At 65.5% G+C, this 22341-nt stretch carries 21 protein-coding genes; 13 read left to right on the forward strand and 8 right to left on the reverse strand.

The window, feature by feature from the left end; all coding sequences use genetic code 11:
• Window position 1: 1 nt before the first annotated feature.
• The 7 genes from GTH22_RS18575 to GTH22_RS18605 form a co-directional block, all read right to left on the reverse strand.
• Complete coding sequence (locus tag GTH22_RS18575) at window positions 2–1246, reverse strand: enolase C-terminal domain-like protein (protein WP_252947077.1); 1245 nt, start codon at window positions 1244–1246, stop codon at window positions 2–4.
• Window positions 1239–2393, reverse strand: a complete 1155-nt coding sequence (locus tag GTH22_RS18580) for an enolase C-terminal domain-like protein (RefSeq protein ID WP_252947078.1) — start codon at window positions 2391–2393, stop codon at window positions 1239–1241. The genes GTH22_RS18575 and GTH22_RS18580 overlap by 8 nt, the downstream gene beginning before the upstream one ends.
• On the reverse strand, window positions 2390–3229 hold the full coding sequence (locus GTH22_RS18585; protein WP_252947079.1) for an alpha/beta hydrolase fold domain-containing protein: 840 nt from the start codon (window positions 3227–3229) through the stop codon (window positions 2390–2392). Before GTH22_RS18585 ends, GTH22_RS18580 begins: the two co-directional genes overlap by 4 nt.
• Window positions 3226–4938, reverse strand: coding sequence for an ABC transporter ATP-binding protein (locus GTH22_RS18590; RefSeq protein ID WP_252947080.1), 1713 nt, complete (start codon window positions 4936–4938; stop codon window positions 3226–3228). Before GTH22_RS18590 ends, GTH22_RS18585 begins: the two co-directional genes overlap by 4 nt.
• Entirely contained in the window at window positions 4913–6079 is a 1167-nt protein-coding gene (locus GTH22_RS18595; RefSeq protein WP_252947081.1) for an ABC transporter permease, read from the reverse strand. Before GTH22_RS18595 ends, GTH22_RS18590 begins: the two co-directional genes overlap by 26 nt.
• Window positions 6072–7058, reverse strand: a complete 987-nt coding sequence (locus GTH22_RS18600; protein WP_252947082.1) for an ABC transporter permease — start codon at window positions 7056–7058, stop codon at window positions 6072–6074. Before GTH22_RS18600 ends, GTH22_RS18595 begins: the two co-directional genes overlap by 8 nt.
• A gap of 74 nt (window positions 7059–7132) precedes the next feature.
• Window positions 7133–9055: an ABC transporter substrate-binding protein gene (locus tag GTH22_RS18605; protein ID WP_252947083.1), complete on the reverse strand. Its 1923-nt coding sequence runs from the start codon at window positions 9053–9055 to the stop codon at window positions 7133–7135.
• Window positions 9056–9111: 56 nt separating this feature from the next.
• Between GTH22_RS18605 and GTH22_RS18610 the strand changes: the two genes are divergently transcribed.
• The 13 genes from GTH22_RS18610 (at window position 9112) to GTH22_RS18670 (ending at window position 21379) form a co-directional block, all read left to right on the forward strand.
• Window positions 9112–9918 carry a FadR/GntR family transcriptional regulator gene (locus tag GTH22_RS18610; protein WP_252947084.1) on the forward strand — a complete coding sequence of 269 codons (807 nt, stop codon included), beginning with the start codon at window positions 9112–9114 and terminating at the stop codon, window positions 9916–9918.
• Window positions 9919–9921: 3 nt separating this feature from the next.
• On the forward strand, window positions 9922–10791 hold the full coding sequence (locus GTH22_RS18615; protein WP_252947085.1) for an SMP-30/gluconolactonase/LRE family protein: 870 nt from the start codon (window positions 9922–9924) through the stop codon (window positions 10789–10791).
• Window positions 10788–11966 carry a mandelate racemase/muconate lactonizing enzyme family protein gene (locus GTH22_RS18620; protein WP_252947086.1) on the forward strand — a complete coding sequence of 393 codons (1179 nt, stop codon included), beginning with the start codon at window positions 10788–10790 and terminating at the stop codon, window positions 11964–11966. Before GTH22_RS18615 ends, GTH22_RS18620 begins: the two co-directional genes overlap by 4 nt.
• A complete protein-coding gene (locus GTH22_RS18625; RefSeq protein WP_252947087.1) occupies window positions 11966–12766 on the forward strand; it encodes a S9 family peptidase in 801 nt (266 codons plus the stop codon). The genes GTH22_RS18620 and GTH22_RS18625 overlap by 1 nt, the downstream gene beginning before the upstream one ends.
• Window positions 12763–13560, forward strand: a complete 798-nt coding sequence (locus tag GTH22_RS18630) for an NAD(P)-dependent oxidoreductase (RefSeq protein ID WP_252947088.1) — start codon at window positions 12763–12765, stop codon at window positions 13558–13560. The genes GTH22_RS18625 and GTH22_RS18630 overlap by 4 nt, the downstream gene beginning before the upstream one ends.
• A gap of 1 nt (window position 13561) precedes the next feature.
• A complete protein-coding gene (gene otnK, locus GTH22_RS18635) occupies window positions 13562–14800 on the forward strand; it encodes a 3-oxo-tetronate kinase (protein ID WP_252947089.1) in 1239 nt (412 codons plus the stop codon).
• A complete protein-coding gene (locus tag GTH22_RS18640; RefSeq protein ID WP_252947090.1) occupies window positions 14797–15441 on the forward strand; it encodes an aldolase in 645 nt (214 codons plus the stop codon). Before otnK ends, GTH22_RS18640 begins: the two co-directional genes overlap by 4 nt.
• Window positions 15438–16196 carry a hydroxypyruvate isomerase family protein gene (locus GTH22_RS18645; protein ID WP_252947091.1) on the forward strand — a complete coding sequence of 253 codons (759 nt, stop codon included), beginning with the start codon at window positions 15438–15440 and terminating at the stop codon, window positions 16194–16196. The genes GTH22_RS18640 and GTH22_RS18645 overlap by 4 nt, the downstream gene beginning before the upstream one ends.
• 50 nt (window positions 16197–16246) lie before the next feature.
• Window positions 16247–16972 carry a transcriptional regulator NanR gene (gene nanR, locus GTH22_RS18650; protein WP_252947092.1) on the forward strand — a complete coding sequence of 242 codons (726 nt, stop codon included), beginning with the start codon at window positions 16247–16249 and terminating at the stop codon, window positions 16970–16972.
• Window positions 16969–18213 (forward strand): ribulose-bisphosphate carboxylase large subunit family protein, encoded by a 1245-nt coding sequence (locus GTH22_RS18655; protein ID WP_252947093.1) that lies wholly within the window; start codon window positions 16969–16971, stop codon window positions 18211–18213. Before nanR ends, GTH22_RS18655 begins: the two co-directional genes overlap by 4 nt.
• Window positions 18210–19514, forward strand: a complete 1305-nt coding sequence (locus GTH22_RS18660; RefSeq protein ID WP_252947094.1) for a four-carbon acid sugar kinase family protein — start codon at window positions 18210–18212, stop codon at window positions 19512–19514. Before GTH22_RS18655 ends, GTH22_RS18660 begins: the two co-directional genes overlap by 4 nt.
• A gap of 9 nt (window positions 19515–19523) precedes the next feature.
• On the forward strand, window positions 19524–20366 hold the full coding sequence (locus tag GTH22_RS18665) for a phosphogluconate dehydrogenase C-terminal domain-containing protein (protein WP_252947095.1): 843 nt from the start codon (window positions 19524–19526) through the stop codon (window positions 20364–20366).
• A 74-nt stretch (window positions 20367–20440) separates the two neighbouring features.
• Window positions 20441–21379: a 2-hydroxyacid dehydrogenase gene (locus tag GTH22_RS18670; RefSeq protein WP_371928371.1), complete on the forward strand. Its 939-nt coding sequence runs from the start codon at window positions 20441–20443 to the stop codon at window positions 21377–21379.
• Between the two features lie 167 nt (window positions 21380–21546).
• Here the strand turns inward: GTH22_RS18670 and blaOXA are convergent, their stop codons facing one another.
• Window positions 21547–22338 (reverse strand): class D beta-lactamase, encoded by a 792-nt coding sequence (gene blaOXA, locus GTH22_RS18675; protein ID WP_252947097.1) that lies wholly within the window; start codon window positions 22336–22338, stop codon window positions 21547–21549.
• Window positions 22339–22341: the final 3 nt, after the last annotated feature.

Below are 22341 nucleotides of genomic sequence, written 5' to 3' on the forward strand. Positions count from 1 at the left end.
GTCAGAACTTGGGCCGGCCAAAGGTCCAGTCCGGCCAATGCTTCTTCATTTCGCTGGCGTCGTCGCGCACCGTGAAGCCGCAGGCGAGGTAGTTGCCATGCAGCCGTTTCAGCGCCTCCCGATCCAGCGTCACCCCCAGCCCCGGCCCCTCGGGCACCGTGAGCGAGCCGCCCTCAAAGGCCAGCTTGCCCCCCTCGATCACCTCATCCACCTGCCATGGCTGATGGGTGTCGCAATCGTAGGTCAGGTTCGGCGTGGCGGCGGCCAGATGGGTCATCGCGGCCAGTGAAATCCCGAGGTGGCTGTTGGAGTGCATCCCCAGGCCGAGCCCCCAGAGGTCGCAGATATGCGCGAGCTGCCGACAGGCCGCGAGACCACCCCAATAGTGATGATCCGAAAGGATCACGCGGAACGCATCCCGCGCCATGTTCGGCGGCAAATGCGCGTTTTCAACCACATACATGTTGGTCGCCAACGGAATATCCGTCGCCGCCTGCACCTGTGCATTTTCGCTCAGCCCGGCGGTCGGATCTTCGAGGTATTCCACCAGCCCGGTGAGCCGGGGCAGCAGCTTCAGCGTGGTCTCCACCGTCCAGCCGCCGTTCGGGTCAATCCGCAGCGGCGCCTCGGGAAAGGCCGCACGCAGCGCCTCCAGCCCGGCAATCTCCTCCTCCGGCTCCAGCACACCGGCCTTCAGCTTGATCGCCTTGAAGCCGTTTTCGCCCACCATCTTGCGGGCCTGCTCCACCAGCCCCTCGGGCGTGAGCGCCTCGCCCCAGGCGTCCCCGGTCCCATCGGCATGAGCGCCGAACTTGTAGAACAGATAGGCCGAAAACGGCACCCGCTCGCGCACCTGCCCGCCCAGCAGGTCAACCACCCGCTGCCCGGTTGCCTTGCCGAGCGCGTCCCACATGGCCACCTCGATCGCCGCCACCACGCGGGGCACCAGCCGCTCCGCGCCGGTATAGCCCTGCGAACTGCCCCCGGCATGCGCCTTTCCGGCGGCCCAGAGCGCGTTGAGGTCGGTCACCTTCCGCCCCACCATCGCCGCGCCCACCGCCGCGATGCCCTCCACCACCGCCGCCGCGCCATAGCTCTCGCCCAGCCCCACCACGCCATCTTCCGTTTCCACCTCGATCACCGAGCGCAGCGCAAAGGGCTGGTGGCATCCGGCGTTGTTCAGCAGCGGCGGGTCGGAAAAGGCGATGGGGGTAATGCGGACATCCGCGATCCGCAGGTCAGTCATGGTTCACCCGGTTCGCGTCGATGTAGTCCATGTTGATATCCTGCCCCAGCCCCGGCTCCTCGCGGCCATGCACGTAGCCGTCGGCGTCCATCTCGTCATCGATCCGGTTCTGATAGTCGGCGGGCGCGTCGTAATCGGTGAAGGGGTGCAGCAGCCCGCGCTCGTAATAGGTGCAGTTGTGCGAGGCCAGCGCCACCGCAAGGTTGCCCGCCCCGGTGCCATGCACCTCGCAGGCCATGTGAAAGCTCTCGGCCATATGGGCGCATTTCATCGCCGGGCTGATCCCGCCCACATCCCACACCCCGGTGCGCACCATGTCGCAGGCGTCATGCTTGACCCATTCGGCGCGGGTCCAGTGCTTGCCGGTCATGGTCTCGGGGCCGAGGATGTTGAGCCGGGTGCCGGCGGTGAGCCATTTGTAGGAGCTCATCGAGGCCTCCTCCATCGGCTCCTCCATCCAGACAAAATCCAGCTCTGCCAGCTTGTTGGCGAGCCAGAGCACATCGGAGCGCGGGTAAAAGTGGTGCGGGTCCAGCATCAGCGGAAAGCCCTCGCCCACCACCTCGCGCACGGCGGCGCAGGCCTTGTAGTCGAGCCGCACATCCGGCGCGCCGGGCATCGGCACCATCCAGCCATGCAGCTTGATCGCCTTGTAGCCGCGCCCCAGCATCCATTCGGCAAAGCGGGCGTAATCCTCCGGCGTAGCAAGACCGCCCTCCATGTCATCGCCGCACATGGTCGAGCCATAGGCGAGGATCTTGGGCCGGTAGCCGCCCAGCAGCTTCCACACCGGCTGGCCCGTGACTTTGCCCATCAGATCCCAGAGCGCGAGGTCGACGGCGGTGAGCGTCCGGTCGGTCAACTGTCCGCCTGACAGGCGCTGCCACTTGTAAATCGCATACCACGCCCGCTCGATCAGCAGCGGGCTCTCGCCAATCAGGTTGGGCCGCACGTAGCGCTCCAGCACATCGGGGCGCACATCCGTCGGGCGGCAAATGGCCTGCCCCACGGTGCCGTCTTCGCAGATGATCTGCAGCAGCGTCGAGCTGCCGGTGCCCTCGGGGCCGGGGTGGTTGTGCCCGTCGCTGTCGCGCTGGGTGTAGGTGCGATGGCTGAAGGTGATCGCCTCGACGCGCTCGATCTTCATGTGAGGGTCTCCTTGAGAAAGTTTGCGGCCTTGCTGATGCAGGCGTTGGCGGCGGGCACGAGCCTGCCGCGGTTGATGAAGCCATGGGTCACCCCCGGCTCGACATGCCATGTGGTTGGCACCCCCGCGCCGCTGAGCGCCTGCGCCATGGCACTATTTTCACTGAGCAACACGTCGACTTCGGCGGCGACCAGCAGCGCGGGAGGCAGGCCGCGCAGGTCGGCCTTGAGGGGCGCGATCAACTCGTCGCGCAACGCGTCGGGGTCATACATGGCAAAGAGGTCGCGCATCCGGGCACGGGTGAGGCCGGGGCCCTCGGCATGGGCGCAGTAACTCTCGGTGTCGAAATCATCGCCAAAGACGCCGTAGAACAGCACCATGCCGGCCAGCTCGTGGGTGGTGGAAAGTGCGGTTGCGAGGGCAAGGTTGGCCCCGGCGGAGGCCCCGCCAATGGCGATCCGCCCGCCCTTTGCAGCAAGCCAGGCCAGCGCGGCGCGGCAATCTTCCAGCCCTGCGGGGTAGGGGTGGGCAGGGGCAAGGCGATAGCTGATGCTCAGCACGTCCCAGCCGCTTTCCAGCGCCATCCCGGCCGCCGAAGGCTCATGCAGCGCAATCGACCCACCCGCCCATCCGCCGCCGTGGATGTAAAGCAGCGTGCCCGCATCCCCGCCGCCCCGATAGAGCCTTGCAGCCTGCGGCTGGCCAGCACCGCCGGTGTAGCTGAGGTCTTCGAACGGCGCCTTTGCCACCCCCTCGTTCCAATAGGCGGCAGCCTCCTCGGGCGTCGGAAAGTCTCCGAGCGCAATCACCTGCTCTATGCCTTCCGCGTATCTCACGCGCCCTCTCCCATGTAGCGATGCCGCTGCCGCGTGCCGCGCAGGGCCGGGTCGGCGATGGGCACCGAGCTGAGAAGCGCCTTGGTATAAGGATGCTGCGGGTTGGTGATGATCTCTTCGGTCTCGCCGATCTCGACGATCTTGCCGCGATACATCACCGCCACCCGGTCGCAGAAATAGCGGATCACTGCCATGTCGTGGCTGATGAAGATGAAGCTCAACCCCATCTCGGCCTGAAGCCGCAGCAGCAGATCAAGCACCTGCGTGCGGATCGACACATCCAGCGCCGAGGTCGGCTCATCGGCGATCACCAGCTTCGGCTCCAGCGCAATGGCCCGCGCCACCACGATCCGCTGCCGCTGCCCGCCCGAGAAGGCGTGGGGATAACGCTCCATCATCCCCGGCTCCAGGCCAACCTCCGTCAGCAACTTAGCCACCCGGTCCTCCAGCTCGCTCCCCGAGGCCACTCCGTTCACCACCAGCGGCTCCGCGATCAGCTGCTTCACCGTCATCCGCGGGTTCAGCGAGGCGAACGGGTCCTGAAAGATCATCCGTATCTGCTGGCGATAGCTCTGCATCTCCGCGCGCCCGGCCTTCACCAGATCGGAGCCGCGATAATCCACCACGCCCTCCGGGTCATAGACCCGCGCAATGCAGCGCCCCACGGTCGTCTTGCCCGAGCCGCTCTCGCCCACGATCCCCAGCGCCTCGCCTTCCTTCAGCGAAAAGCTCACCCCGTCGACCGCCTTGGTCACGTCCGTCACCCGCTGCAAGAAGCCCTCGCGCTTCTCGAACTTCAGCCGCAGGTCGCTGACCCGCAAAATCTCCTTTGCATCCGCCGCAGGCCGCACCTTGGCCGCCGCAGGCTCTTCCAGCCGCTTCACCGCGCCCAGCAGGCGGCGGGTGTAGGGGTGCTGCTGCTCGGCAAAGAGCGGCCCGGTCTCGCCGGTTTCCACCACATGGCCCTTCTCCATCACCACCACCTCGTCGGCCAGCTCGGCCACCACGCCCATGTCATGGGTGATGAACATGATCGCCATGTTCAGCTCCACCTGAAGCTTGCGCATCAGGTCGAGGATCTCGGCCTGCGTGGTCACATCCAGCGCCGTGGTCGGCTCATCGGCAATCAGCACATCAGGGCGGCACGACAGCGCCATGGCAATCATCGCCCGCTGCCGCATTCCGCCGGAAAACTCGAAGGCATATTGGTCCAGCGCCTTCTCCGGCTTCGGGATCTCCACCTGCTCCAGCATCCCCCGCGCAATCTCGCGGGCCTCCTGCTTGGTGCAGGTCCGGTGCAGGCGGATCGCCTCGATGATCTGGTTGCCGATGGTATGCACCGGGCTGAGGCTGCTCATCGGCTCCTGAAAGATCATCCCGATCTTGCCGCCCCGAATATCACGGATCGCCTTGCCCCTCGGGTCCAGCGCCGTGGTTTCTATCTCCTCGCCCCGCGACGGGCGGAACAGCACCCGCCCGCCGTTGATCACACCGGGGCGTGGCACCATGTTCAGGATCGCCCGCGCGGTCACCGACTTGCCCGAGCCGCTCTCGCCCACGATCGCCGTGGTCTTGCCCCGGTGCAGCTCGAAGCTCACGCCATGGAGCACGTCGAACATGCCCTTGCGGGTGTTGAACCCGACATTGAGGTTTTCGACCGCGAGGATCGGGCGGCGGCTTGCTTCACTGGCCATAAGGGTCTGCGGCATCACGCATGCCGTCTCCTAGAAAGTTGAAGGCCAGCACCGCCACCACGACGAAACCGCCGGGGATGAACAGCCATGGGGCCTGTGAGATCGAGCGGATGTTCTGCGCCTCTTTCAGCAGCACGCCCCAGCTGATCGCGGGGGGCTGAAGGCCGAGGCCAAGAAAGCTCAGGCCGGTTTCGGCCAGGATCATCAGCGGGATCGCCAGCGTCAGCGAGGCGATGATGTGGCTGGTCAGCGAGGGCAGCATGTGCCGAAAGATGATCCGCCGCTCGCTGGCCCCGTCGAGCCTTGCGGCGATGACAAAATCATCATGCTTCATCGCAAGGAACCGCCCGCGCACCACGCGGCCAAGTTCTGTCCACCCGACGAGGCTGACAATCAGCGTGATTACGAAATACTGCTGATAGATCGGCCAGGAGGGCGGCAGCGCGGCCGCCAGCGCCAGCCAGATCGGAATGGTCGGCAGGCTCAGCACAAACTCGATCAGCCGCTGGATCACCGTGTCGATCCGCCCGCCGTAATAGCCCGAAATCCCGCCCAGCGTGATCCCCAGCACCAGCGCAATCGCCACGCCGACAAGCCCGATGCTCATCGAAATCCGGGTGCCGTAAACCACGCGGGAAAACATGTCGCGCCCCAGCCGGTCGGCCCCGAAGATAAAGAAGTTTTCGCGCGGGTTCACCGTGGCCATCAAGTGCACATCGGTCTCCCAGAGGCCCCAAAACTTGTAGTCCTGCCCGCGCCCGAAGAGCCGCAGGTAGATCTTTTCGCCCGAGGGCGTGTAGGTCACGGCCAGCGTCTCGGGGTCGCGCTCCCGGTCCATCTCGTACACGTAGGGGCGAATGCGCCAGCCATCCTCGGTGCTGTCGATGAAATGGATCATCTGCGGCGGGTGATAGACGGCGCGGCGGTTGCTGTCGGTCGGATCGTTCGGCGCAACGAAACCGGCGAAGAGCGACACCAGATACATGAAGCCGATCACCCAAAGCCCGATCATCGCCAGCCGGTGCTTCTTGAAGGCCCACCACGTCAGCTGCCACTGCGAAGCAATCCCCACCTCATCGGGGTCATGGGCCGGGTCGACCGCCAGCACCTCCTCGGGGGCCTCGCTGTTAAGGTTCTGTTGAGTGGTTTCAGTCATACTTCACCCGTGGATCGAGCAAGACGAGCAGGATGTCTGAAAGCAGCATCCCGATCACGGTGAGAGAGGAGAGCATCAGCACGAAGGCCCCGGCGAGATACATGTCTTGCGCCAGCAGCGCCTGAAGCATCAGCGGCCCGGCGGTGGGCAGGCTCAGCACGATGGCGGTCACGACCGCGCCCGATACGAGGTTGGGCAGCACCCAGCCGATCGTCGAGACGAATGGGTTCAGCGCCACGCGGACCGGGTATTTCATGATGAGCCAAAACTCCGAGAGCCCCTTGGCGCGGGCTGTGTCGACATAGGGCTTGTTCAGCTCGTCGAGCAGATTGGCCCGCATGATACGGATGAGCGATGCCGTGGCCGAGGTGCCAAGCACGACAACGGGCAGCCAGAGGTGTTTGGCGAGATCCCAGACCTTGGCCATGCTCCAGGGCGCGTTCTTGTATTCGTTCGAAAACAGGCCGCCCACATCGGCGCCAAAATGGACCACACCAATATACATCAGGATCAGCGCGAGCAGAAAGTTGGGGGTTGCAAGGCCAATGAAGCCGATGGTGGTGGCGAGGTAATCGCCAAAGGAATACTTGTGAACGGCGGAATAAACCCCGATCGGAAAGGCCACGGCCCAGGTAAAGAGCAGCGTCGCCATCGACAGGCAAAGCGTCAGCCCCATGCGGCCCCAGACCAGGTCAGACACCGGCTGCCGCCACTCGAAGCTCATCCCGAAGTCGCCCACCATGAGGCGGCTAACCCATTTGAAATATTGCACATATAGCGGCTGATCGAGCCCGAAGCGTTCGCGCAGGTTCTGCACGGAGGCCTGGTCCATCACCTCGTTGCTCTCGCCCAGCTTGGCGATATAGGTCGTCAGATAGTCGCCCGGCGGTGCCTGGATGAGCAGGAAGGCGACGATGGAGACACCGAAGAGAAACGGCACCATCCAGAGGATGCGTTTCAGGATGTAACGCCAGATCATTGGGATTGCCTGTCAGGGTTTTGGTTGCGCCGGAGGGCGTTGGGTGGGCGGGCCCGAAAGGCCCGCCCGGAGTTTCAGCTTTCCGGCCAATACCAGGTTTGCGGCAGGGTCGGGCCCGGATCGGGATACATCCACGACGAGGGCAGGCTGCGCGGCGCGTTCATCAGCTTCTTGTTCACCACGCCCACGAGGTTCGGCGCGAGGGCGATGCCGATGATCTCCATCTCGTCGGCGGCCTCCTGGTGGATCTGCCGGAAGATATCCAGCGCCTTCTCCTGATCGGCCTCCTGCTTGAAGGCATCATAGAGCGCGAGCCGTTTCTTCATGCTCTCGGTCGGCTCCTCGCCTTCCGATCCGCCGGAAAGATACCAACGAGTCCACGGGATTGCGAACCAGCTGGCCTGCGGATGCACGGCCAGAACGTCCCGCGGCGAAAGTGTCGGGTCCAGCCCGCCGGGCGCGCCCCAGACCATGAAGTCATGCTCGTTGGCCTCGCCGCGCGAGTAGTAGATCGACCGCTCGACAGAGGTGGAGTTCAGCTCGATGCCGATCTCTTCCCATTGCTCCTTGATGATCTCAAGGCTGTCGCCCCAGTCGGGCTGCTCCACGCCAGTATACTGCGCGTTGAACACGATCCGGCTGCCATCGGGGAACAGGCGAAACCCCTCGTCGTCCTTCTCGGCATAACCGGCCGCATCCAGCAATTCATTCGCCTTGTCAGGGTCATAGTCGGTGAACTGCTTGCCGAGTTGCTCGTTGTAGAGCACATGGGTCGGCCTTGGCCCGATCTGGTAGGGCTCGCCCTGGCCCTGGTAGACGATATCGATGATCTCGTCGCGGTCGATCCCGAGGCTCAGGGCCACGCGCACATCATGGTTGCGAATGAACTCGCGCATCTGCGGGTTCTTGTGCGTGTGATTGAAGTGGATCGCCATCGAATTCGAGTTCGAGTTGATCATGTCGAGGATCTCGAAGCCGCCTTTCTCGGCGTTCTCCGCAAACACCGGCTTGTTGGCCGGGTTCGAGATTTTCCGGCGCTGAAAGTCGATGTTGCCGGCAATCGCCTCAAGCACGAGCGCCTCGTTATCCTGCGCTACGCCCATTTCGAGCTGGTCGATATAGGGCAGCTGATTGCCCTCCTCATCGACCTGCCAGAAGTAGGGATTGCGCTCCATCACCACCTGCGTGGAGCCGGCAGAATAGCCCTCTCCGGTCACCACCCAAGGGTCCAGCGTGGGCCGCTCGGGGTTGGACCAGCGGTTGGGGGCTTCCACCTCGCCGCACTTCAGGCGGTAGAGCGCGGGCCAGTCTTCGACCGCCTCGGTCTCGTCCACCATGGCCTGCACGTTGTCATTGTAGGCGGGGTGGAACTGCTGGCAGTAGTGCTTGGCCCAAAGCACCGGCTCCTGTGCGAGCGGCGTGGCCAGCTCGGTCAGGAAGGTGCCATAGGGCGCCGCGAACTTGAGGATGACGGTGTAGTCATCCACCTTCTCGGCCTGCATCGGCTCCCCGGCCACCACGAAGCGGGCCGGCGCATTGGGGTAGAATTCCTGGTTGTTCAACAAGTCGTTGACGAAGAACAGAATATCGTCAGCGGTGAACGGCTCGCCGTCCGACCATTTCATGCCCTCGCGGAGTTTGAAGGTGAACTCGGAGCCGTCTTCATTGGTGGTCCAGCTTTCGGCCACGTTGGGCACGACGCCGGAGAAATCGGGCTTCCAGCGGGTCAAGCCTTGGGGGCTGATGATCCGCAGAATCGAGTTGTGGTCGTTTGACCCGCCGAGCATCCGGCGCAACTTTCCACCGTATGCCCCGATGTTCTCGAGGCCGGTAACAACCTCGGGCTGGGCCGGCAGCCGCTCTTCCAGCGGCGGCAGGTTGCCTGCAGCCACGGCTTCGGCAAGGGCCGGAGCCTCTCCGGCCATGGCGGTGAACGGATGCAAAAATACGCCGACGGCAAGCGCGGCCACTGACGAGAATCGCCAATTTCGTGTCATGAATCTTCCTCCCTGTGCTTTCGCTCTTCCGAGTCTCAGCGGCACCACGACACCATTTGCGCGGCCAGGTTGTCAAACAAATTTTGCAATGTTGTAATTTGTTGCGGCGTGCTAGAGCGGTGTCGGGAGATATGTGCATGAATGACATGGCGAAAGACGGCAGCGTCCGCGGAGAGGCCGCCCGTTCAAGGCGGCTGGAGAGCGAGGTTTACGAGCGCCTGCTCGAACAGATTCGCGGCGGCCATTACACGCTGGGTCAGAAACTGCCCGCCGAAAAAGACCTTTCTGCGGAGCATGGCGTGTCTCGTCCCGTCATACGTTCTGCCCTTGCCCACCTGCGCGAAGACGGGCTGATCGTGTCGCGCCAAGGGGCCGGGTCCTTTGTCAGCGGTGGCGGGCAAAGCGGGGAGGCGGGCTATGCGCCGCTGCAAAGCATCAACGACATTGCCGCCTACATCGAGTTTCGAAAGATCCTTGAGGTGCAGGGTGCCGGTCTGGCCGCGCTGAAGGCCGGGCCTGAAGAGGTGGCGGCGCTGGAGGCGATGCTGGAAGACATGGAGAAAAGCGTGCGCGAAAGAACCTCGACTATCGAGATGGATGCGCGGTTCCATGTCAGAATCGCCGAATTGTCGGACAACCGCTTCATCGTGGACACGCTCCATATGCTCCGCTCGCACATGTTTTTCATCGGCAAGTTCGTCCGCAGCCTGGGCACCACCGGATACCGTGAGGGCAAGATTTCCATGGTCGGCGAGCACCGGCGGATTTTCGACGGGATCGCGGCCGGGGATGCCGAGGCGGCCCGGGAGGCAATGGCCGAACATATCGAGGCGTCGAGGCGCCGGGTTTTCAAAGGGGAGTGAGACATGGCTGTAAAGGTTGAGGTGGCCACGCCCGAGCGGGCGCGGCTTGGCGAGGGGCCGGTTTGGGATGTGGCCGATCAGGCGCTCTGGTGGGCAGACATCACCGGCGGCAAGATTCGCCGCACGGGCGAAGATGGCTCCGACAAAGTGTTCGACTTTGGCGAACCCGTGGGTTGCCTTGCCCGGCGCGAGGCGGGCGGGTTGATCGTGGCGGCCAAATCCGGCTTCTATCTTTATGACACGGAAACCTTAACAAAGACCTTTCTCACGGACCCGGAAACCCATCGCCCCGGCAACCGCTTCAACGACGGCGGCACAGACATGCAGGGCCGGTTCTGGGCGGGCACGATGAAGGATGATGGCGGGCCGCCCGAGGAGTTGGGGCAATTCTATCGCTACGGAACCGACGGTTCCGTGACGCCCTTCTTCGACAAGGTCTATACCACCAACGGCCTTGCCTTCAGCCCAGACGGCACAACGATGTATTACTCCGACAGCAACCCGCTGGTGCGCACGATCTGGGCCTGCGACTACGACACCGATACGGGAACCCCCTCCAACCGCAGGGTTTTCTTTGACACCCGCGAGGTCGCGGGCCGCCCGGACGGGGGCACGGTGGATGCCGACGGGTGCTACTGGATGGCCGGAATCAGCGGCTGGCAACTGGTGCGGATCACGCCTGAGGGCAAGGTGGACCGGATCGTGGACATGCCGGTGGAGCGCCCGACCAAGCCGATGTTCGGCGGGCGCAACCTCGACATCCTCTATGTCACCTCGATCGGCTCCGACGCGGAAGATGCGCTGGATGGCAGCCTATTTGCCGTCACCGGCCTCGGCGTGACCGGGGTTGAGCAGGCGAGGTTCGCGGGATGAAGATCACCGGGCTTCGCAGTTTCATGAGCCGCGATGGCAACCGCCCGCGGGTGATCGTGGCGGTCGATACCGATGAGGGTATCACCGGCTGGGGCGAGTGCTACAACCACGGGCCGGATCGTGCCCTGCCGCCACTGCTGGACTATCTCTACCTCCAGATCGAGGGCGAAGACCCAACCCGGATCGAACGGCTGATCCTGAAGCTCCTGCAACAGTCGCGCTTTCCGCCCGGTGCCCTCGGCCTTGCCGCGATCTCCGGAATCGACCATGCGCTCTGGGACATTTCGGCCAAGGCCCTCGGGGTGCCGGTCTACAAGCTGCTCGGCGGACATGTGCGAGACAGGGTGCGAGTCTATCAGGGCGTCTATTCGGCGCCCGAAGCCGAGGCCGTGCGGGACCATGTGGCGGAACATTCCGAAGCATGGGGGTTTTCGGCCTTCAAGCTCTCGCCCTACCGATGCGACATTCATGCCGAGCCGTGGCACCGGGTTGTTGCAGCCACCGAGGATTGGGTGGCCGAGCTGCGCGAGCTGTGCCCGGATGCCGAGTTTGCCTTTGATGCCCACGCCCGCCTGTTCGAGCCTTACCAGGCGGCGGACATGGGCAATGCGCTCGCCGCCTTCCGTCCGCTGTTTTACGAAGAGCCGATGCGGATGGAGAATATCGAGGCCTGGGGCGCGCTGAAGTCGCAGCTCAAGGTGCCGCTGGCGACCGGGGAGAGCCTTTATTCGCGGTTCGAGTTCAACCGCCTGCTCGCGGTGAAGGGCGCTGACATCATTCAGCCCGATATCTGTGCGGTGGGGGGCTTGCTGGAGATGCGCAAGATCGCGGCGATTGCGGAGCCGCATTACGTCAACGTGGCGCCGCACAACCCGATGGGGCCGCTTGCAACGGCGGTGAACCTGCATTTTTCGGCGGCCACGCCCAATTTCAAGATCCTCGAGTATCGCCTGCCCGGCACCTCGGCCTTTCTGACCCGCGACATGGTGGAGGCCTCGGATGCGGCCGCCTATGTGAAAGATCCCTACATGCCGGTAGACGGCCATCTGGAGCTTCGGCCCGACCGGCCCGGCTGGGGCGTGGAGATTGACGAGGAATTCCTGGCGACCGACCGATACATTCACTGGGAGCGCAAGCTGCCGGTGCGGCCAGATGGCTCTTACGGCTATACCTGATGAGCTTAGCGGCGCTGGTGGACTGGGCGGAGGCGGAGCCTCGCGGTGATGGGGTTCTGCTTTGCCCGGAGGGGGATGGCCCGTTTCCCGCGGTGCTCTATTGCCATGCCCATGGCGGCGACTATGCGCTGGGCAAGGCAGAAATCAACGCCGGCGCAAGGTGGACTAGCGGTGCCCCCGGCGCGGCCTTTATGGCGGCGGGGTTTGCCGCCTATTGCATCGACATGCCGGGCTTTGGTGCGCGGCAGGCGGAGGGGGCCGAGAGCGCCCTGGCCAAGGCGGCGGCCTGGCGCGGAGGTTCGCTCTTTGCTGCGATGCTAGCCGACCAGCGCGGCGCGTTCGAGCACCTGGCCGCTGACCCGCGGATAGACCAGACGCGCATTTACACGTGGGGCGTTTCGATGGGCGCGGCGCTGGCCATGTGGCTCGCCGCGCTGGAGCCGCGCGTGGCAGGGCATGTGAACATCACCATGCTCGCGGACATTGCCCCCCTGATCGAAAGCGGCACCCATGACCGCCATGGGCCCTACCTCACCGTGCCCGGTCTGCTGCGCGAGGGCGATCAGGGCGATGTGGCAGCGACCATCGCCCCGCGCCCGATGTTCGTGGCGCACGGCGGACAGGATGCGCTCACCCCCGAGCCGGCCCGCGAGGCCGCGCTGGCCAAACTGCCCCGCAAGAACCTCACCGCTTTCCTCCAGCCCGAAGCGGGCCATGGAGAAACACCGCAAATGCGGGCGGCCGCTCTGGCCTTCCTTGCCCGCCATGCCCATAAAACCGACAGGGAGAGACTGACATGATGAACCGACTGCTGATTACCGGCGCCGCTGGCGGCCTTGGCACCGTGTGCCGCGAGCGACTGAAGCATATGGCCAAGACCCTGAGGCTGTCCGACGTGGTCGAGATGCCGCCGGCCGGGGAGAACGAGGAGGTCGTGGTTTGCGACCTTGGCGACAAGGCGGCGGTGGAAGAGCTGGTGAAGGATTGCGACGGGATAGTGCACCTTGGCGGGCGCTCGATCGAAGACACCTGGGAGGTGATCCGCAACGCCAATATCGACGGCATCTTCAACCTCTACGAAGCCTGCCGGAAGACCGGTTGCAACCGGGTGATCTTTGCCAGCTCCAACCACGCGGTCGGCTTTCACAAGCAGACCACGCGGCTCGATGCCAACTCGCTCACCAAGCCCGATGGGCTCTACGGGGTGAGCAAGGTCTTTGGCGAGGCGATGGCGAGCATGTATTTCAACAAGTTCGGGATCGAGACCGCCAGCGTGCGGATCGGCTCCTGCTTCCCCGAGCCGAAGAACCGGCGAATGCTGGCAAGCTGGATGAGCTACGACGATTTCGTCCGGCTGATCGAGGCCGTGTTCCGCGCGCCCAAGATCGGCTGCCCGATCATCTATGGCGCCTCCAAGAATGCGACCGGCTGGTGGGACAACCGCGAGGTCGGCTTCCTTGGTTGGGAGCCGCAGGATTGCGCCGAAGATTACCGCGCTGCGGTGGAACAGGCCGAGGAGATGCCTGCGATTGATGCGCCCCATGTGGTGTATCAGGGCGGGGCCTTCACGGCAGACGGAATTCACGAGGACTGACATGGCGATATTCGGGGCGATTGCCGACGATTTCACGGGCGCGACCGATCTGGCCGGGCTTCTGGCGCGCAGCGGGGCGAAGGTGTCGCTGCGCATCGGGGTGCCGGAGAGCGGGGAGAGCGATGCGCCCTTCGAGGTGATCGCCCTGAAGATCCGCACGGAGCCGGTGGCCGACGCCGTGCGCGAGGCGCTATCGGCATTGGACTGGCTGAAGGGCACCGGGGCGGAGCGGTTTTTCTGGAAGTATTGCAGCACGTTCGACTCCACGCCGCAGGGCAACATCGGCCCGGTGGCAGAGGCGCTGATGGTGGCGCTCGGGGCGGAGCAGACGGTGTACTGCCCGGCCTTCCCGGAAAACGGGCGCTCGGTCTTCATGGGCAACCTCTTCGTCGGACAACAGCCCTTGGCGGAAAGCCCGATGAAGGATCACCCGCTCACCCCGATGCGGGATTCCAACCTCATGCGCCTGCTTGCCCCGCAGGTCACGCGCGAGGTCGGGTTGGTCGACAGGCTCACCGTGGCGCGGGGCGCTGCCGCTCTGGCGGAAGCATTGGCCAAGGCGCCGCCCCATGTGGTGGTCGATGCGGTGGCGGACGCCGATTTGCAGGTCATCGCAAGCGCGGGCCGCGACATGGCGCTGATGACGGGCGGCTCGGCGCTGGCCATGCCGCTCCCGGCGCTCTACCGCGAGGCGGGCCTGCTGGATGACAGCGCCCGCGAGGCGCGGGTGCCGCAGGTGGGGCCGGGGGCCATTGTGCTCTCGGGCAGCTGCTCGGCGATGACGCGGGCGCAGGTGGCGGCCTATGGCGGTCCGGCCTTCAAGCTCGATCCGCTCGGTCTGGCGAAAGAGGGAAATGGCGCGGCGGCAGAGTGGCTTGCCGGGCAGGACATGGGCGCCGCGCCGATCCTTTATGCCACGGCGGAGCCCGATGAGGTGCGCCGGGCGCAGGGCGAGCTGGGCACAGCCCGGGCCGGAGCCGTGGTGGAAGAGGCGCTGGCTGCATTGGCGGTGCAGGCGCGGGAGCAGGGCGCGCGGCGGATCGTGGTGGCCGGGGGCGAAACCTCGGGCGCGGTGACCAAGGCGCTGGGCGTTACCCGGCTCGACGTGGGCCGCGAGATTGCCCCGGGCGTGCCATGGTGTGGCTGCGTCAGCGGCGGGCAGGAGATAGCCCTTGCGCTGAAGTCGGGCAATTTCGGCGCCGAGACCTTCTTCGCCGATGCGTTGGGAATGCTGCCATGACCGAGACCGCGCTGCGCGACCAGATTTGCCTGCTGGCGAAGTCGCTGTTCGACCGGGGGCTGACGCATGGCTCGACCGGAAATATCTCGGCCCGCACCGAGGATGGCGGGCTGTTGGTTTCACCCACCGGCACCAGCTTCGGGCGGCTCGATCCGGCGCGGCTGGCGCGGTTCGACGCCGCCGGGCAGCAGATTGACGGCGACAAGCCGACCAAGGAAATGCCCCTGCATACAGCCTTTTACGACACTCGCGGCACGGCAGGCGCGGTGGTGCACCTGCATTCCTGCCACTCGGTCGCGCTCTCGATGCTGGAGGCCGATGAAGACGATTTTCTTCCGCAGCTCACCCCCTACGGGGTCATGCAGGTCGGCCGGGTCAAGCTGCTGCCCTTCTTCCTGCCGGGCGACCCGGCGATGGGCGAGGCGGTGCGCGGGCTGGCGGGCAAACGCTCTGCGGTGATGCTGGCCAACCACGGGCCGGTGGTGGCGGGCAAGGACGTGGAAGCGGCCTGCAACGCGGTGGAAGAGCTGGAAGCCACGGCCAAGCTGGCGCTGATGACGCGGGGGATGAACCCGCGCGGGCTGGACGACGGGCAGGTGCAGGGATTGGTGCGCAAGTTCAACCTGGAGTGGGACGCATGAAGTTTTCGGCCAACCTCGGTTTCCTGTGGAGCGAGCTGCCGCTGCCGGATGCGATCCGCGCCGCCAAGGCTGCCGGGTTCGACGCGGTGGAATGCCATTGGCCCTATGCGGTGCCACCGCAGGAGGTGGCGGATGCGCTGGCCGAGACGGGCCTTGAGATGCTTGGGCTGAACGCCTCGCGGGGCGATGCGTCCAAGGGCGAAATGGGCTTTTCCGCGGTGCCGGGCCGCGAGGGCGAGGCGCGGGATGCGATTGATCAGGCGCTGGCCTATGCCGAGGCCACGGGCACCGGGAAGGTGCATGTGATGGCCGGCTTCGGCGGCGATCATGATACCTTTGTCGAGGCGCTGGGCTATGCCTGCGAGGGCGCGGCGAAGCTGGGTAAGACCGTGCTGATCGAGCCGATCAACCATTACGACGCGCCGGGATACTTCCTCTCGACCACCGCGCAGGCCGAGTCGATTCTGGCCGATGTGGCGGCGGATAACCTGAAGATCATGTTCGATTGCTACCACGTGCAGCTGATGGAGGGCGACCTCTCGCACCGGCTCGAGAGGCTCTTGCCGATGATCGGGCATATCCAGATCGCGGCAGTGCCCGACAGGGGCGCGCCGGATCATGGCGAGGTGAATTTTTCCCATATCTACGGCCACTTGAAGGCGCTCGGCTGGGATGTTCCGCTTGGGGCAGAATACAAGCCCGGCGGGCCGACGGAGCCAACGCTGGGCTGGCTGAAGGCCGCGCAAGACATCTGACTCGGCAGCACTCTTGCCTGAGGCGGGCGCTTGCGCTAGCAACTGGTATGATGAGTTTACCAGATTCGCATAAGCCCGACAGCATCAAGCCGCGCAAGCTGGCCGATGAGGTGCAGGACCGTCTGCTGCGACTGATCCGCGAAGACGGCCTCGGCCCCGGAGATGCGCTGCCCTCGGAGCGTGAACTGATGGCTCGCTACGAGATCGGCCGCCCGGCGATCCGCGAGGCGATGCAGGCGCTTCAGCATCGCGGGGTGATCGACATTCGCCACGGCGGGCGCCCGCGCGTGGCCGAGCCGTCGCTCGACGGGCTGATCGGCCAGCTTGGAACCGGAGTGCAGCACCTGCTCGCCCATACCTCCTCGCTGGATCATCTCAAGCAGGCCCGCGCCGCGCTGGAGGCCGAGATGGCCCGCATCGCCGCCCGCCAGCGCAGCGAGACCGACATCGGCGCGCTGGAGTCGCTGCTTGCCGCGCAGGAGCTGGCCACCGGCGAGCCGGAGCGGTTTCTGGAGATCGACGGCAAGTTCCACCGCCGGATCGCTGCCATTTCTGCCAATCCCATTTTCGAGACCCTCGTGGCCGGTATCTTCGACTGGATGCGCGCCTTTCACGTGGAAGGCGTGCGCAAGCGCGGGCTGGAACAACTGACGCTGACCGAACACCGCGCCATTCTGGATGCGATCATCGCCGGGCAGGCCGAGGCCGCGGCACAGGCGATGCGCGACCACCTTGAACGCGCCAATGCACTTTATCATCAGGATCACTTCCAATGAGTGAACGCATCGAAGCCGACTACCTGATCGAAACCCCGGTGGACCCGGCCAAGGCGGCGGAGGCGATGGCGGGTGAGCAGTCATCCGGCACCTTCGTTTCGGTGCCGGGAGAGACGCCGGAGCTGCGCGAACGCTCGGCGGCGCGGGTGGAGGCGCTGGAGGTGGTCGGCGAGGTGGCCGAGCCATCGCTGGGCGGTGGGGCGACGGGCGAGCGTTACACGCGGGCCACGGTGACGCTCTCGTGGCCCTTCGGGAACATCGGCGCGTCGATCCCCAACCTCGTGGCGACGGTGGCGGGCAATCTCTTTGAGCTGCGGCAGTTCTCGGGGCTGCGGTTGCGCGACATCCGGCTGCCGAAGGAATTTGGTGCGGCCTATCCGGGCCCGAAGTTCGGGATCGCGGGAACGCGGGCGTTGAGCGGCGTTGAGAGCGGGCCGTTGATTGGCACGATCGTGAAGCCCTCGGTGGGTTTTGGCCCCGAAGAGACGGCCACGCTGTCGGGCGATCTGGCGCGGGCCGGGATCGACTTCATCAAGGATGACGAATTGCAGAGCGACGGGCCGAATTGCCCGTTCGACGACCGCGCCCGTGCGGTGATGGCCGTGCTGAACGACCATGCCGAGAAGACCGGCAAGAAGGTGATGTTCGCCTTCAACCTGACCGGTGAGGTCGACGAGATGCGGCGCCGCCATGACCTGCTGTTGGAGCTTGGGGCGACCTGCGCGATGGTCTCGCTGAACTCGGTGGGCTTTGCCGGGTTCCTCGCGTTTTCGCGCCATAGCGAGCTGCCGATCCATGCGCACCGCTGCGGCTGGGGGTACCTGAGCCGCGCCGAGATGCTGGGTTGGGACTACCCAGCGTGGAGCAAGCTCTGGCGGCTGGCCGGGGCGGACCACATGCATGTGAACGGGCTGCGCAACAAGTTTTCGGAAGGCGATGACAGCGTGATTGCCTCGGCGCTCTCGGTCGGCACGCCGCTATGGGACGACAAGCCGTGCGCGGCGATGCCAGTGTTTTCCTCGGGGCAGACGGCCGTTCAGGCGGCGGAGACCTACGCCCGTGTGGGGCACGCTGATTGCATTCATGCGGCGGGCGGCGGGATCATGGCGCATCCGGACGGGCCGGCGGCGGGCGTGGCCTCGCTGCGGGAGGCATGGGAGGCGGCGCAGGCGGGAGTTCCGGCGGCGGAGTATGCCGCAACGCGGCCCGCGCTGGCGGGCGCGCTGGAGGCATTTGGATGAGCCTGCCGGGCGGCATTCTGCTTGGCTGGTTGGGGGATGACTTCACCGGCTCGGCGGCCAGCATGGAGGTGCTGGAGTTTGCCGGGGTGCCTTCGGTGCTGTTTCTGGACGTGCCTTCGGAGGATCAACTGGCGCGGTTCCCCGGCATGCGGGCGGTGGGGGTGGCAACCACGGCGCGCTCGCACGCGCCTGCATGGATGGAGCGGGAACTGCCCCGCGTGTTCCGCTTTCTGGCCGATACGGGCGCGAAGGTGGTGCATTACAAGACCTGCTCCACGCTGGATTCCGCGCCCGAGGTCGGCTCGATCGGCAAGGCGATGGACCTTGGCGCGCAGGTGGTGCGCGGGCCGTTCATTCCGTGCCTTTTGGCGGCGCCGAAGATGCGACGGTATCAGGCGTTCGGGCATTTGTTTGCCAGCGGGCCGGGGGGCGTGTTCCGGCTGGATCGGCACCCGGTGATGGCGCGGCATCCTGTGACTCCGATGGATGAGAGCGATGTGGCGCGGCATCTGGCGCGGCAGACGGGCAAGAGCTTCGGGCTGGTTACGCTGGAGGATCTGGAGGCTTCGCCGGAGGCAGAGGTTTGGTCGTTCGATGCGATGACGGACGCGCATATGGCGCAGGTCGGGCGGCGCGTCTGGCAGGCGGCTCCGCTGCTCGCGGTGGGCTCGCAGGGGGTGGAATATGCGCTGGTGGAGCACTGGCGCGAGTCGGGTTGGCTGGGGGGCGAGGACAGAGTGGAGAGCGCAGGGCCGGTGGAGCGGATGCTGGCGGTGTCCGGCTCGGTTTCGCCGGTGACGGCGGCGCAGATTGCATGGGCCGAGGCGCATGGGTTCGAGGGGATCGAGCTGGATGCGGCGGCGGCTGTGCGGGGCGAGGAGAACGGCGCTTACGAGGCGGCCATTGCGGCGCTGAACGCAGGGCGCGACCCGTTGATCTACACGGCCAAGGGGCCGGATGACCCGGCGGTGGCGCGGCTTCGCGCCGCGGTGCCGACGGGCGGCATGGAAGAGGCGAATGCGCGGATCGGGGCGGCGCTGGGCAAGGTGCTGGCGCGGCTTCTGCGGCAGACCGGGCTGAAGCGGGCGGTGATTTCTGGCGGGGATACCAGCGGCCACGCGAGCCGTGAACTGGGGCTTTTTGCCTTCACCGCGCTGGCGCCGACGCTGCCGGGGGCGGCGCTGCTGGCGGCGCATTCCGACGACGAGAATTTGGCCGGGCTGCAACTGGCGCTGAAGGGCGGGCAGATGGGGTCGGACGATTACTTTGGATGGATCAAACGCGGCGGTGGTGCCGTTTAGGAGGAAGATATGACGAAGGTTGCTTTGCTCGGTGCGGGCGGAAAGATGGGCGTCAGGCTGGCGCAGAACCTGAAGCCGACGCGGTTCGAGATCGACCATGTCGAGGTGTCCGAGGTAGGGCGCAAGCGGCTGCTCGACGAGGTTGGCGTTGAGGCCGTGACCGATGGCGACAACGCGATTTCGGATGCCGATGTGGTGCTGATGGCGGTGCCCGACAGGCTGATCGGCAAGATCGCCCATGGGTTTGTAGACAAGCTCAAGCCCGGCGCGGCGGTAATCGTGCTGGATGCGGCGGCGCCCTATGCGGGCGAGATGCCCGAGCGCGATGACGTGACCTATTTCTGCACCCATCCCTGCCATCCGCATATCCTTGAAGTGCAGGCGACAGAGGCGGCGCAGAAGGATTATTTCGGCGGAATCGACGCGCCGCAGGGGATCGTCTGCGCCCTGATCCAGGGGCCGGAGGAGCATTATGCGCTCTGCGAGGAGATCGCCAAGATCATCTATGCCCCGGTGGCACGCTCGCATCGTTGCACGCTGGAAAACATTGCGGTGCTTGAGCCGGCGCTGAGCGAGACGGTGGCCGCGACGATGTGCATGGCGCTGCGCGAGGCGACCGACAAGGCGGTGGGCATGGGGGTGCCGGAAGCGGCGGCGCATGACTTTGTGCTCGGGCATCTGAAGATCGAGCTGGCGATTGCCTTCGGGATCTTCCCGGAAGGGAAGTTCAGCGATGGCGCGTTGATGGCGATTGATCAGGCCAAGAGCGTGATCTTCAAGGAGGATTGGCTGGATCAGGTGTTTTCGCTCGAGGCGGTGAAGAAGTCTGTGAAGGACATTTGCGCCGGTTGACCGGCTTGACTCTCCGGCGGGGCGCTGCAAGGAAATGGTATACCATCTGAAGCACCGCCGGGGAGGATTTGGCCATGAGCAAGGTGATCGCAATCGGGAACTACAGCGAGGCCGATCTGGCCCGCATGAAGGAGACCTTCGACCCGGTTTTCCTGGCCGAGACGACCGATCTGGAAAGCCTCGACGCGGCGACCCGCGAGGGCATCACCGCTGCCGGGTTCAAGGGGCACAAGCCCTTCGGGCCGGAGGCGATGGACCTGCTGCCGAACCTCGGTGTCATCGCCAACTTCGGGGTTGGTTACGACAGTATTAACGTGGCGGCCGCTTCCGAGCGCGATATCCGTGTGACCAACACGCCCGATGTGCTCAACGATGACGTGGCCGACCTCGCCGTTGCCATGCTGCTGATGTGCGGGCGCGAGATGGAACATGCGAGCCAGTGGGCGCGCTCCGGATCATGGGCCGAAAAGGGTGAATATCGGCTGAACCGCAAGGTCAGCGGCGGCAAGGCGGGCATTCTGGGCCTCGGGCGGATCGGGCGCGACATTGCCGACCGGCTGGCGGCCTTCAAGATGGATCTGCACTACTGGAGCCGCTCCGAAAAGGAGACGCCGGGCTGGACCTACCACGACAGCCCGACCGCGCTGGCCGCCGCCGTCGACTACCTGATCGTGGCCACGGTGGGGGGCAAGGCCACGGAAAATATCGTTTCGGCAGAGGTGCTTGAGGCACTCGGGCCGCGCGGCATCCTGATCAACATCTCGCGTGGATCGACAGTGGATGAGGAGGCGCTTTTCGCGGCTCTGGAGTCCGGCGGGATCTATGGCGCGGGGCTGGATGTGTTCGTGAACGAGCCGAAGATCGACAGCCGGTTCTACGACTTCCCCAACGTGGTGATCCAGCCGCATCAGGGCTCGGGCACGGTGGAAACCCGCGCCGCGATGGGGCAGCTTCAGCGCGACAATATCAGTGCTTTCCTGGCCGGAAACGACCTGCTCACGCCAGTGAACTGAGGCCCGGACGGGCTTTGCGAAAATGCCGTTGCGCGGGGACGCGCGGCGGCATTAACCGTGAAAAACGGGAGTCACATCCCGTGCACAACCTGTACACACCCCGTGCATACGCAAATTTGCAGGACGCGAGAGGTTAACCGCTCGCGCGGCCCTTCGCGTGGCCTCTTTCACGGCGCGAGGCCGGGCCAGTCGGCCAGAAACCGGTCGCGGGTGAGGTTGCCGGGGGAGCCTTGGGTGCGCTCCTGCGCCTGGGTGAGGCGGGCGAAGACGAGGGTGCGCCCCTCCTTCTCGGCCCAGCCGACGAACCAGCCGTAGCCACGGGCATAATCGAAGCTGCGATCGGCGCGGCGGGGGTAGGCGGTGCCTGTCTTGCCGTGCAGCGCCCAACCGCCGACGGCGTGGCTTTGGGTGATGGCGCGGGTTTGCGCCATGGCCTCGGGCGAGACGGGCAGGGTGCCGGTGACGAGGCCGTTCAGGAAGGCGATTTGCTCGCGGGGGGAGATGCGCAGGGAGGAGGCGATCCATGCGCGCTCCAGCCCGTTGCTTTGGCCCGGATCGCCGGAGAAATCCGCGTTGCCGTAGGAGAGGGCGCGGAGATAGCGGGTGATCGCCTCGGCCCCAAGGGCGTGGGTGATGCGCTGCGAATACCAAACCACGGAATAGCGGAGCCAGTCGGTGGGGTCGGTGTTGCGCGTCCAGTTGGCACCGCCCCAGTCGGGATCACCGGCTTGGAAGGGCAGCACGGGGGCGTGGGGGCCGGTGAGGAAGCCCGCGTCGTAGCCGATGACGGCGAGGGCGAGCTTGAAGGTGGAGGCGGGTGTGGTGCGGGCGGTGCAATCGCCCTCCTCGCGCAGCACGGTGCCGCTCCCCGCTTCTGCGACGAGGGTGCAGAGGGTGCGGGGGGCGGCCTGCGCGGCGGGCGCGTGGGCCAGCAGGAGGGCGACGAGGAGCGCGCGCATGGA

This window comes from Oceanicola sp. 502str15 (assembly GCF_024105635.1).
In the GTDB taxonomy this organism is placed as follows: domain Bacteria; phylum Pseudomonadota; class Alphaproteobacteria; order Rhodobacterales; family Rhodobacteraceae; genus Vannielia.